Origin of the sequence: Thalassolituus sp. ST750PaO-4, from assembly GCF_020320405.1 — a bacterium.
Classification (GTDB): Bacteria; Pseudomonadota; Gammaproteobacteria; order Pseudomonadales; family Oceanobacteraceae; genus Venatoribacter; species Venatoribacter alkanivorans.
The window spans coordinates 174240-187027 of sequence record NZ_JABVCB010000008.1 but is presented as its reverse complement, the minus strand read 5'-3'; the positions used below and the strand labels follow the sequence as shown (position 1 = coordinate 187027).

The 12788-nt window shown below is 56.1% G+C and carries 12 protein-coding genes; all 12 read left to right on the top strand.

The features are described 5' to 3' along the window. The first annotated feature begins 316 nt into the window (after nt 1-316). The 12 genes from pcnB to sph all read left to right on the top strand — a co-directional run bounded on the left by pcnB (nt 317) and on the right by sph (nt 12695). Nucleotides 317-1693, top strand: coding sequence for a polynucleotide adenylyltransferase PcnB (pcnB, locus tag HUF18_RS10275; RefSeq protein WP_255606067.1), 1377 nt, complete (start codon nt 317-319; stop codon nt 1691-1693). Nucleotides 1694-1711: 18 nt separating this feature from the next. Beyond that, nucleotides 1712-2206: a 2-amino-4-hydroxy-6-hydroxymethyldihydropteridine diphosphokinase gene (gene folK, locus HUF18_RS10270; protein ID WP_225692129.1), complete on the top strand. Its 495-nt coding sequence runs from the start codon at nt 1712-1714 to the stop codon at nt 2204-2206. A gap of 88 nt (nt 2207-2294) precedes the next feature. Then, complete coding sequence (gene panB, locus HUF18_RS10265; protein WP_145469846.1) at nt 2295-3104, top strand: 3-methyl-2-oxobutanoate hydroxymethyltransferase; 810 nt, start codon at nt 2295-2297, stop codon at nt 3102-3104. Further along, entirely contained in the window at nt 3101-3961 is an 861-nt protein-coding gene (gene panC / locus HUF18_RS10260) for a pantoate--beta-alanine ligase (protein WP_225692128.1), read from the top strand. Before panB ends, panC begins: the two co-directional genes overlap by 4 nt. A 110-nt stretch (nt 3962-4071) precedes the next feature. Continuing rightward, complete coding sequence (gene panD, locus HUF18_RS10255; RefSeq protein ID WP_145469848.1) at nt 4072-4452, top strand: aspartate 1-decarboxylase; 381 nt, start codon at nt 4072-4074, stop codon at nt 4450-4452. Nucleotides 4453-4616: 164 nt separating this feature from the next. Next, entirely contained in the window at nt 4617-6275 is a 1659-nt protein-coding gene (gene pgi, locus HUF18_RS10250; RefSeq protein ID WP_225692127.1) for a glucose-6-phosphate isomerase, read from the top strand. Between the two features lie 178 nt (nt 6276-6453). Further along, nucleotides 6454-8070, top strand: coding sequence for a methyl-accepting chemotaxis protein (locus HUF18_RS10245; protein WP_225692126.1), 1617 nt, complete (start codon nt 6454-6456; stop codon nt 8068-8070). A 92-nt stretch (nt 8071-8162) separates the two neighbouring features. Then, nucleotides 8163-9179: an S-methyl-5-thioribose-1-phosphate isomerase gene (gene mtnA / locus HUF18_RS10240; protein ID WP_225692125.1), complete on the top strand. Its 1017-nt coding sequence runs from the start codon at nt 8163-8165 to the stop codon at nt 9177-9179. A gap of 9 nt (nt 9180-9188) precedes the next feature. Next, on the top strand, nt 9189-9812 hold the full coding sequence (locus HUF18_RS10235) for a methylthioribulose 1-phosphate dehydratase (RefSeq protein WP_225692124.1): 624 nt from the start codon (nt 9189-9191) through the stop codon (nt 9810-9812). A gap of 9 nt (nt 9813-9821) precedes the next feature. Next, nucleotides 9822-10367, top strand: a complete 546-nt coding sequence (locus HUF18_RS10230; RefSeq protein WP_145469853.1) for a 1,2-dihydroxy-3-keto-5-methylthiopentene dioxygenase — start codon at nt 9822-9824, stop codon at nt 10365-10367. 12 nt (nt 10368-10379) lie between these two features. Further along, complete coding sequence (mtnC, locus tag HUF18_RS10225) at nt 10380-11090, top strand: acireductone synthase (RefSeq protein WP_225692123.1); 711 nt, start codon at nt 10380-10382, stop codon at nt 11088-11090. A gap of 99 nt (nt 11091-11189) precedes the next feature. Beyond that, nucleotides 11190-12695: a sphingomyelin phosphodiesterase gene (gene sph / locus HUF18_RS10220; protein WP_225692122.1), complete on the top strand. Its 1506-nt coding sequence runs from the start codon at nt 11190-11192 to the stop codon at nt 12693-12695. The last annotated feature ends 93 nt before the right edge of the window (nt 12696-12788 follow it).

Here is a 12788-nt window from a genome sequence, read left to right as displayed (position 1 = left end):
TCAGAACAAGGAGAGAGGAGTGATATTAGCGGGCTAAATGAATGACGAACGACGACGTTAATGGGGAACACTGGCCTCAGCCCGCAGGGTTATGGCTAAAATTCCCTCATACTGCGTTACTGTTCGTTCGCTTAACCCGTTACCAATCTGTCTGGAACAGATTGGCGTGCCAACCCCGAAGGGGTGAAGCACAGGGATGTGCTGAACATCCCACACTCTCAGCGCCTTGTCTGAGGAAATTTTAGCCAATAACAGGCCTGTTTAATTAGTGTTAACAGGCCCTAAGACTTCTGAATCCGTGAAACGGCCAACCAATTTGATCAAATCTGTTATCCGCCTGTTCGGCAAAAAGAAACCACGTACCGATGTGCAGCTGACCATCGTGCCACGTGACGAGCACAGCATCAGTCGCAGCAACATCAGCGAAAATGCCCTCAAAGTACTGTACCGGCTGAACAAAGCCGGACACCAGGCATTGCTGGTTGGCGGTGGCGTTCGTGACACCCTGCTGGGCCTGCATCCAAAAGATTTCGACGTAGCAACCGACGCCACCCCCGAGCAGGTTAATCAGCTATTCCGTAATTCCCGTCTTATCGGTCGTCGTTTCAAGCTGGTGCACGTGGTCTTTGGCCGCGACGTGATTGAAGTAGCCACATTCCGCGCCCCGCCCACGGAGGAACACTCCAGTAAGATTGCCGCCAAGGGCGATCAGGGCATGATTCTGCGTGATAACGTTTACGGCAACAAAGACGAAGACGCCGTACGCCGCGATTTCACCATCAACGCTCTCTATTACGATATTGCCGACTACAGCGTGCATGCTTATGCCGGCGGTTGGGATGACCTGCAAAACCGTCGTCTGCGCCTGATCGGCGATCCGGAAACCCGTTACCGCGAAGATCCGGTGCGTATGCTGCGCGCCATCCGTTTTGCCGCCAAACTGGATTTCAGCATTGAGGCGCATACTGCTGAGCCAATCCCGGTGATGGCCCCATTGCTGGAACAGATTCCGGCCGCACGTTTATTTGAAGAGATTCTCAAACTGTTTCTGCACGGCAAGGCGCTGGATACCCTGCGCCTGCTGCGTGAGTATCAGCTGTTTGGCCCGCTGTTCCCGGCTACTGAGCAATGCCTGCGCGATGACCCGCAGGCACTGACCATGGCAGAGAACACCATGCGTAACACCGATGAGCGCATCCGTGCGGGTAAATCGGTAACACCTTACTTCTTCCTCGCTGCCCTGCTCTGGCCACCACTGGTACGTATCCAGAAAGAATTCGAGGCCAAAGGCATGCCACCGCATCCGGCACTGCAGAAAGCGGCTGACCGGGTTCTCGCACAACAGATTCAGAGCACCGCCATTCCCAAGCGCTTTTCTATCCCGATGCGTGAAATCTGGGAGATGCAGTTACGTCTGGCACGTACCCAGAGCCGCAAGGCTGAAGACCTTCTGACCCACCCGCGCTTCCGTGCCGCTTACGATTTTGTACTGCTGCGCGAGCAGTCCGGTGAAAACCTGAATGGTATCGGTGGTTTCTGGACACGCCTGCAGCAGGAACATCCTGATCTGGTACAGAGCCGCCCGCCACGCGATTTCGAGCGCACAGGCGACGCTGACGGTCAGGGCGAGTACAAAAAACGCCGCCGCCGTTCACCGCGTAACCGCAACCGCCGTCCTCCCCAGGCGAACTGACGGCGGCCGTTCATTCTCATGATTCGCTGCTTTATTGGCCTCGGTGCCAACCTTGACGATCCTGCCGCGCAGATCACTATCGCTCTGCGCGCGCTGGCTTCATTACCGCACAGCCGCCTGCTGCGTTGCTCCTCACTGTACGGCAGCAAACCATTAGGGCCGCAGGATCAGCCGGATTACGTAAATGCCGTTGCTGAGCTGGAAACCAGTCTCGAACCGCTGGCCCTGCTGGATGCCCTGCAGGCTCAGGAGCGCGAACAGGGCCGCATCAAACGCCGCCACTGGGGAGAGCGCTGTATCGATCTTGATCTGCTGCTGTATGGTGATCTGACCATGTGCAGCGAACGCCTGAATATTCCCCATCACGAGATGCATAAGCGCAGTTTTGTACTGTTGCCGCTGACTGAAATTGCCGCCGATCTGCACCTGCCCGATGGCCGCGCCATTGCTGGGCTGACGCCGGAATTCGGTGGTGATCTGCAACGCATCGGGCCACCGCCACAGGTTTGTTGACTGCTCTGACAGTTGACTTATAAGCGCCAATCCGCACCATACGCCCCAGATTTGTTTCTAAACGAAACGCTGTAACCGGAGAATGACCATGAGTCCCATCAGTATCCGCTCACTGCAGGCAATGAAAGCCGGGCAGGAAAAATTTTCGGTCCTGACCGCCTACGACGCGACCTTTGCCCAACTGGCAGCCGATGCCGGTGTCGAAGTGCTGCTGGTCGGCGATTCCCTCGGCAATGTGATTCAGGGCCAGGACAGCACACTGCCGGTTACGGTTGAGCATATGGTCTATCACACCGAAGCCGTTGTGCGTGGTAACCGTCGCGCCAAGCGCCCGGCATTCATCATGACCGATCTGCCGTTTATGAGTTACGGCACGCTGGAACAGGGGCTGGAAAGCGCCCGTAAAGTGATGCAGGCCGGTGCGCATATGGTCAAGCTGGAAGGTGATGACTGGCTGATCCCGCTGGTTGAGTCTCTGGGTCGCCAGGGCGTGCCGGTGTGCGTACACCTCGGCCTGACACCGCAATCGGTCAACAAATTCGGCGGTTACCGCGTACAGGGCCGTGAAGACGATAAAGCCGAAGCCATGCTGGCCCACTGCATCGCGCTGGAAAAAGCCGGTACCGACCTGCTGCTGCTCGAATGTGTACCCAGCGCCCTTGCCGCCCGTATCAGCGCCGCGGTATCCATTCCGGTGATCGGCATCGGCGCCGGTGCCGGCACCGATGCACAGGTTCTGGTGATGCACGATATGCTGGGTCTGAATTCCGGTTTTACTCCTAAGTTTGTGAAAAACTTCCTCACCGATGGCCGCAACGTGCAGCAGGCCTTTGCCGCTTATGTTGAAGAAGTTAAATCCGGTCAGTTCCCGGCCGCCGAACACGGATTCAGCGCATGATTACCGTTCATACCATCCGCGAACTGCGCGAACATGTGCGCAATGCCCGCAACAGCGGCCGTCGTATCGGGTTTGTGCCAACCATGGGCAATCTGCACGAAGGCCATATCAGCCTGATTGAATGCTCTCTGGCGGCAGACTGCTTTACCGTTTCATCGGTATTCGTCAACCCGCTGCAGTTCAATGATAAGAGCGATCTGGCACGCTACCCGCGCACCCTGCCTGCCGATCAGGAAAAGCTCGCCGCCGCCGGCTGTGACCTGCTGTTTGCGCCCGATGTCGATGAAATGTACCCCAACGGCCAGGACGCACAGAGCATCGTGCATGTACCGGTCGTATCTGAGGGGCTGTGCGGCGGCAGTCGTCCTGGCCACTTTGATGGCGTATCGACGGTGGTCAGCAAACTGTTCAATCAGGTACTGCCGGATATGGCCTTTTTCGGTGAAAAAGATTTTCAGCAGGTAGCGGTAATCCGCAAGATGGTGAACGACCTGTGCATGCCGGTGGAAATCGTCCCGGTACCGACCAAACGCGCAGCTGATGGCCTCGCCTTAAGCTCCCGCAACGGTTATCTGAGCGCTGAAGAACGGGCGCTGGCCCCGGGCCTGTATCAGACCCTGAGCGAGATCGCTGACGACTTCAAAGCCGGAAAAGATCTTTCCGACAGCCTGAAAAATGCAGAAGAACGCCTGAATCAACGTGGTTTCCGTACCGATTATCTGGAAATCCGCCGTACTTCAGACCTGGCTCCGGCAACACTCAATGACCACTCTGTAGTCGTTTTAGGCGCGGCTTTCCTTGGCTCAGCACGCTTAATTGATAATCTTCAGGTGACATTGAATCAGGCGAATGATTGAGGCATACTTCGCCGCCTTGCGCCCATATGGGTGATAAGTGAACAATTCCGGCGCTGCAGGACCTGCTCCCACAGTGAAGAATCGTCCGAATAGTAAAGAAAGGGTTTACCATGCAATCCATCATGCTCAAAGCCAAGCTTCATCAGGCTCGGGTTACGCACTCGGTGCTGAACTATGAAGGCTCTTGTGCCATTGACGGCAAATTGCTGGATCTCGCGGGTATGCGTGAGTTTGAACAGATCCAGATCTATAACATCAATAATGGCAAACGCTTCACCACCTATATTATTCGTGGCGAAGATGGTTCAGGTATCATTTCCGTAAATGGTGCTGCAGCGCATATGGCTGATGTGGGCGACCGCATTATTATCTGTGCTTACGCTAACTATGACGAAAAAGAGCTGGCCACGTTCAAGCCTAAGATGGTGTACCTGAACGCCGATAACAGCGTCAGCCATACCAGCTTCGATATTCCGGTCCAGGTAGCCTGAGCCTGTCTCACTGCCAGACCAATAAACGCCGCTTTATGCGGCGTTTTTTTATGGCCATTGCCAACCCAGCCCTCAGCGCAAGTTTTTTGCCCGTTGTTGCCGCCTTCCGTATACTCGCCGCATCTGACTTGTCGTTGTCATCCGAACGTATTTAAGGAAAGTTCATGGCCGTAACAGGAAGCCTGACCCAGTCCGAAAGCTGGAAGTTGCTGCAGCAACATTATGCCGGACTCAAAGACCAGCATATGCGTGACTGGTTTACCGCAGACCCATACCGCTTCGAACGTTTTCACCTGCAGGCTGCCGGCCTGAATCTGGATTACTCCAAAAACCGCATTACTGAAGAGACCATGCGTCTGTTGGTACAGCTAGCACACGAGCGCGAGCTGCCGCTGCATATCGACAGTATGTTCAGCGGCGAAGCCATTAACCGCAGCGAAAAACGACCAGCCCTGCACACTGCCCTGCGTAACTTCAGCGACCGTCCGGTGCTGGTTAACGGCCAGGACATCATGCCGGAAATCAAAGACACCGTACGCCGCATGGAAGAGTTTTGCTGGAAAATCCGCCGCAACCAGTGGCGCGGTTATACCAACAAAGCCTTTACTGATGTGGTCTCCATCGGCATCGGTGGTTCTTTTCTGGGCCCCAAGCTGGCATCCGGTGCGTTAAAACCCTACTGGGACAGCCGCCTGACTATTCACTATCTGGCCAATATCGATGGCTCTCATATCACCGAGATCCTGAAGCGCCTCGACCCGGCCACCACGCTGTTTATCATCCAGTCGAAGTCATTCAGTACTCAGGAAACCCTGAAGAATGCCATGGCCTGCCGCCAGTGGTTCCTGGATAACGGTGGTAACGAAAGCGACCTGGCCAAGCACTTCACCGCGGTGTCTTCCAATATTGAGAAAGCGGTTGAGTTTGGCATTGCCGAAGAGAATATTTTCCCGATGTGGGACTGGGTCGGCGGCCGTTATTCGCTCTGGTCAGCCATTGGTTTACCGCTGGCACTGGCGATTGGTATCGACAACTTCCGCGACCTGCTGCGTGGCGCCTTTGAAATGGACGAGCACTTCCGCACCGCGCCGCTGGAGCAGAATATGCCGGTGATCATGGCATTACTGGGAATCTGGTATGTGAACTTCTTCGGGGTGAACTCCCACGCCATTCTGCCGTACGACCACTATCTGCGTACCCTGCCGGCCCACCTGCAGCAGCTCGATATGGAGAGTAATGGCAAGTCGGTCACCGCCGATGGTTATCAGGTCGATTATCAGACCGGCCCAATCATCTGGGGCGGCGTTGGCACCAATGGCCAGCATGCTTTCCACCAGCTGCTGCATCAGGGCACGCATTTCTCGCCCTGTGACTTCATCATGCCGATGTGCAGCCACAACCCGATCGACAATTTCCACGCTATGCTGGTCTCCAACTGCCTGAGCCAGAGCCAGGCGTTGCTGCAGGGCAAATCGGAAGACGAAGCCATCGAAGAACTGATCGCCGCCGGCATGAGCAAAGCTGAAGCTATCGTACTGGCACCGCAGAAGGTCATTCCCGGTAACCGTCCGAGCAATACCCTGTACTTCCCCAAATCCAAGCCACAGACCATTGGCGCACTGATCGCTCTGTACGAGCACAAGGTCGCGGCCCAGGGCATGCTCTGGGGCGTAAACTCCTTCGATCAGTGGGGCGTGGAACTGGGTAAACAGCTTGGTAATAAAGTACTGGAAGCACTGGAATCACAGCGTATTCCGCAGCATTTTGACGGTTCTACCAACGGCCTGGTGCGCGCTTACCAGCAAATGCAGGATATGCTCTGATCCTGTCTGATGCCGGGGTATGAGCCTCCATTCATACTCCGGCATGACTTCCGACTCTTGAGTGTGGGTGCTTTCAGTTATTCCCATAAGGACGTACTGACTATCAGGTCAGGCAACTTGTCGCATTCCGACTCCTAAGCTATTCCTAATCCTGAGTTTTCAATCAGGATGATGCTGAATGACGCTGTTTAACGGACTATCCCTGCGCTACAAAATTTTTGCCATTGCCCTCACCGGTGCCGCCGGTTTTCTCATTTACCTGGGTTATTCACTGCTCGCGCAGCAGCGCATAGAATCCAACCTGAAGCATATGGAGCAGGTTGCTTTCCCGTTAACCGAAAAAATCGACCGCAGCGGCCTGCTGCTGTTTAAAGTCCGCAATGAGCTGGCCAATGCCGTCGCCGATCTGGATGAAGACCGGATCGCCGAAGCCCGCCGTCATCATCAGGATATGCTGACAACACTGGATGCTATCCGCCAGCTGCTGCCTCAGAACCAGCAAATCCAGCAACTCAGCGATGCCTATAAACAGTACTGGCAAAGCGCCAGTCAGATGGCTGAGGGCATGATTAAAGGCTCTATAGAGCTGGCCCAACTGGCACAACGTGCTCAGCAGGCAAACCAGACTTACGATGCCTTCAGCACCATGCTGGAGCAGCTGCGCCAGCAGAATTACCAGAACTTTTCTGCAGAAATTCAGGCCACCAGCGATGAAAGCTCGCGCACCCTCAAGGTCGGCCTGATGATTGCGCTGATTATGATCGCCATGCTGCAATTCACCGCCTGGTACATATCCAGCCTGATTACCCGGCTGGTTAACCGTATTGTTCACTCACTGGGCTCAATGGCTACCGGCCACGGCGATCTGACCATCCGCCTGCAAACCCGCGCTACCGATGAAATCGGCAAACTGGTCACCAACTTCAATGGTTTTATCAGTCACCTGCAGCTGCTGGTACGGGTAATGGCTAACTTAAGCCTTGGTGTATCTGCCGGTTCAGAAAAGGTGCTGACCATCGCCACCGCCACCCGCCGTGGCATCCAGCATCAGCAGGATGAAATTGAACAGGTAGCCACTGCGGTCAACCAGATGTCCGCCACCGCCTCCGAAGTCGCCGAGAGCGCCGAATCCGCCGCCGATGCCACCCGCAAAGCCAGCGAAGAAACCAGCGCCTCGCAAAAAGTGATGGAAGCCAATATCCGCGCCATTACCGAGCTGGTGCAGGATGTACAGCGCGCCCGTGACGTTATCCAGACTCTGGCGAAAGAAAGCGAACAGATCGGCAATGCCTCCAAAACCATTCAGGGCATTGCCGAACAAACCAACCTGCTGGCACTGAACGCCGCCATTGAAGCCGCCCGCGCCGGCGAACAGGGCCGTGGTTTTGCCGTGGTCGCCGATGAAGTCCGTGCACTGGCCGCCCGCACCGAAGAAACCACCAGCGATATCCAGAGTGTTACCGAACGACTCAACCGCAATATGAAGGAAGCCGTTCAGGTGATGGAGCTCAGCCAGGGCAATGCCCAGAAAGCAGTGGAACAGTCACGTCAGGCCGAAAACTCACTCAACAGCATTATGCAGCACGTTGCCACCATCAATAATATGAACGCTCAGGTTGCCACTGCCGCGGAAGAACAAAGCCAGGTGGCGGCCGAAATCAGCGCCAATATCGTGCGTATCAATGAGGTGTCCGAGAATACCGTACGCGAGGCCAGCAACACCGCCAGCGCCTCCGAACAACTGGCCGAACAGGCCGAACAACTGCGCAGCATCGTAAACGAGTTTAAAGTTTAGGATCGGGTGTCATTCAGCTAGAATAGCCGCCTTATTTTAAGTGCGTGGCAGAGTGTTACCGCTGCCCGCACCTTGTTATCAGGACGGCCATCATGTCTGCACATTCTGCACCCGCACACGCTTCTTTCCATGCCATCGAATGGCGCCAGCAAAGCCTGCATCTGCTTGATCAGCGCGTACTCCCGCACGAACACCGTGTACTCGAATACACCACCGCCACCGAAGTCGCCGATGCCATCCGCGCCATGGTCGTACGCGGTGCCCCGGCCATTGGTATTGCCGCAGCCTATGGCTATGCCCTCGACGCTCTGGCCGGCCGCGATCTGCAGCAGGCTTACCATGTTCTGGCAGAATCCCGTCCGACTGCCGTTAACCTGTTCTGGGCACTTGAGCGCATGGCCGCGCTGAACAGCGCCGATGCGCACACCCTGGTGGCCGAAGCCCGCAAAATTCACGAAGAAGATATCGCCGCCAACCTCGCCATGGGCGAGTTCGGTGCCTCGGTGCTGCCGGAAAATGCCGTGATCTACACCCACTGCAACACCGGCGCACTGGCCACCGGTGGCCACGGTACTGCCCTTGGCATTATCCGCAGCGGTTACGCCGAAGGTAAGGTTACTCAGGTATACGCCGGGGAAACCCGCCCGTGGTTACAGGGCGCGCGTCTGACCGCCTGGGAACTGATGCAGGATCAGATTCCTGTCTCGCTGGTATGCGACGGTGCCGCCGCGCAGCTGTTCCGTCAGGGCAATGTCGACTGGGTGATTGTCGGCGCCGACCGTATTACCGCCAATGGCGATGTAGCCAACAAAATCGGCACTTACAGTCTGGCGGTACTGGCCAAACACCATGGGGTCAAAGTGATGGTTGCCGCCCCGACCACCACCTTCGACTTAACCCTCGAAAGCGGTGAGGATATTCCGATCGAGCAGCGACCGCAGGAAGAAGTGACCAGCCTCTTTGGTCAGCCGATTGCACCGGCCGGCTGTCAGGCCATTAACCCGTCATTTGATGTTACCCCGGCTGGCCTGATCGATGTCATCACCACCGAAAAGGGCCTGATTATGCAACCCGACCGCGACAGCGTTGCGCTGTTGCTGACACGCTGAGGAATGGCCATGTTTAATCAGCAGGATTTTGCCCGCGCCGCCCAGGCACTGTGCGATTATGGCCGCATCCTCTACAGCCGTGGCTGGTCACCGGCCACCAGTTCCAACTATTCCGTACGCCTGAATGAGCAGTACTGTGCACTGACCAGTTCCGGTAAGCACAAGGGCGAGCTGACACCGGCGGATATTCTGGTGGTCGACTGGAATGGCCACGCCCTGACTCCGGGCAAGCCTTCCGCCGAAACCCTGCTGCATACTCAGCTGTACGAACGTGATCCGGCTATTGGTGCCGTGCTGCATACCCACTCGCCGGTGGCGGTGGTGCTGTCGCAGATCTGGCCACAGGATCAGCTGCAGCTTAACGGCTGGGAACTGCAGAAAGCCTTCGCAGGGGAAACCACCCACGAAGACACCATAAGCTTTCCGCTGTTTGCCAACGATCAGGATATCGCCCGCCTGGCCGCTCTGGTCGAACAGCATATGAGCGCTCAGGGTCAGGGCCACGCCTACCTGATACGCGGTCACGGCGTGTACACCTGGGGCAAAGATCTGGCGGAATGTTTCCGTCATCTGGAAGCGCTGGAAAACCTGTTAGGCTACCAGCTCGAATTGCTGAAACTCCGTCAACTCTAAGGGACTGCCATGAGCATTATCCGCATCTATACCGACCACGACACAACGAATCTGTTGTTTACCAGTGATAACAGCAGCAAGATTCAGGCGCGACTGGCAGAGATTGGCGTACGCTTCGAACAGTGGCAGACCGGCAGCGATCTGAGCGCCGGCGCCCAACCGGAAGAAGTTATCAGCGCCTACCGCAAAGACATCGACCGCCTGATGCAGGAAGATGGCTATCAGACCGTTGATGTGGTCAGCCTCAGCGCCGATCATCCGCAGAAAGCCGAACTGCGGCAGAAATTTCTCAGCGAACACACCCACAGCGAAGACGAAGTGCGTTTCTTCGTCGCCGGTGAAGGTCTGTTCACCCTGCATGCCGACAACAAAGTGTTTGAAGTCCTGTGCAAGAAAGGCGACCTGATCAGTGTGCCGGCCAACACCCCCCACTGGTTTGATATGGGCCCGAATCCGGGCTTTATTGCCATCCGTCTGTTCAACAACCCTGACGGCTGGGTCGCCAACTTCACCGGCAGCGACATTGCCGAACGCTTTAACCGCCTGGAAAACTGAGCCGCCACCCTGATGACCGTAAAACTGATTCTGACCGATATTGAAGGCACTACGTCTTCCATCTCTTTTGTCAAAGACGTGCTCTTTCCGTACGCCGCACAGCACCTGCCGGATTACGTGCGCAGTCATCTGCAGGATGCTCAGGTGCAGCAGCAACTGACACAGACGGCGCAGCTGGCTGCCGCCGAAGGCATCGACGTTGACGCCAAAGATCATGAAGCACTGATCACTCTGTTACTGCAGTGGATCGCCGCCGACCGCAAAGTAACACCGCTGAAAGCCCTGCAGGGACTGATCTGGGAAGCCGGCTACAAAAACCGCGACTACGCCGCGCATATGTATGCCGATGCCACCGAATACCTGCAGCGCTGGCATGCCAGCGGCATTCCGCTGTATGTCTATTCTTCGGGCTCAGTACAGGCACAGAAACTGTTTTTCGGTTATTCACAGGACGGTGATCTGCTGCCGTTGTTCAGCGGTCATTTCGATACCCTGGTCGGCGGCAAACGGGAGGCCGGTTCCTACCGTACTATCCTCGCCGAACTGCAGAAGCAGCATGATATTCAGGCGGCGGATGTGCTGTTTCTGTCGGATATCGCTGAAGAACTGGATGCCGCGCGCGCAGCCGGACTGCAAACCTGCTGGCTGGTACGTGATGCCGCCCTACCGCAGAACCCCACTCATACCGCCGTCAGTAGCTTTGCGGATATTGTTTTAAACTGATCGCTTAAGACAAACATGGCATCTGGCCCGATACGCCAGATGTCAGAATTATCCCCCTCCGTTAAAGTGGTACGCTCTTACAATTATAACGAGCTCACCATGAAATCCGTTCTTCCTCTGTTGTTCCTGCTGTTGTTGGGCATGCCCGCTCAGGCCAGCTACAACGATCTGCGTGTTCTGACCCATAACGTGTATCTGCCGGTCTTCCTCTGGGGACTGGGCACCGGCCCGGGTACCGATCAGCGTGCAGCGCTGGTCGCCCAGGCAGACTATATCCGCGGCTACGATGTGGTCGCGCTGAATGAACTGTTCGAACTGAACTACGACGGCAGCGGCCCGGCCAATGTTATTCTGCAGGGGCTGGCAAACGACTATCCGTATCAGACGCCGGTGATCGCCTCCGACCTGAATGCCAGCCAGTGGGATGACAGCATTGGTTATATTGATCCGGTTAAAAAGAATGGCGGTGTTGCCATCCTCAGCCGCTGGCCGATTGAGTATCAGGCGCAGGTGATGTTTAACAACAGCTGCGGTGACGACTCTCTCGACAACAAGGGCTTTGCCTATGCGCGCATTCTGCGTAACGGTGAACGCCTGCACCTGATCGCCACTCACACCCAGTCAGAATCATCCAGCTGCGGCGGTACGCCAAAAGGCTCGGCGGAGCGTCTGGCACAGTTCGGAAAAATCCGCGATTTTATTGCTGCGCAGAATATCCCTGCACATGAACCCGTGATTATCGCCGGCGACCTGAATGTTAAAACCCAGGGTCCGGAATATCAGAACATGCTCAGCGCACTGAACGCCCGTGCTCCGCAATACCTGAATGATATCCCCAGCTGGAACCCTGAGCAGAACGACCTCGCGGCCAAACAATACCCCGGCTACGCCCCCGAACACCTGGATTACCTGTTGCTGTCGGACGCCCATGCAGACATCCCGGGCTGGGGCAACGCCACCCTGCCGGTTGCGGCAGCCAGCACCTGGCGGGATACCGTCATTATTCCCGACAGCTACCATTATGAATCGGATGAATATTCCGACCACTTCCCGGTGGTGGGTTTAGGCGCCGCTGCCAGTCAGCCGGACATCAGCCCGCGTCAGGTGCGTTATCGTCAGGTGCGCTTCAAAGCGCTGAACAGTGGCGGCTATCTGGGTCTGAGCAATAACAGCGACGGCTGGCTGACCACCAATCACAGCGCCAGCGATGCCAGCAGCAGTTTCCGTATTGAAGGCTGGGGAACTCAGTTTACCGACCTCTATTGCCTGACCAGTAATAACTATAAAGATGTCGGCGGCTGGCCCGGTGCCTATATCAAGCTGCGCAGCAACCAGAACGGCCGCTATATGAATTACTGGCGCGGCGGCGATGGCGACTACGGTTATTACGCCGCCAGCAGCCCGTCGGAGAACCTGTATTTACGTAAAGTCGGACCCGTCAGTGATGGTTGCCTGAAAGACGGCGATGAAGTGGTGTTCGGTGATTTCGGCGGCAGTTTCTGGTACTACGTACGCAACTGGCAGGGTGGTAACTGGCACAACCACCTGTTCCTGTGGGATCGCAGCTACGGTAACGATCACCGCTTCCGCGTTGAAATAGATTAAGCGCCAAACAGTGCCATGCGGTTATTCCGCATGGCACTGTTTTTTTAAGGCATGTTCTCTTTAAGATAAATTTCCCTTACGGAGCCTGCTCTT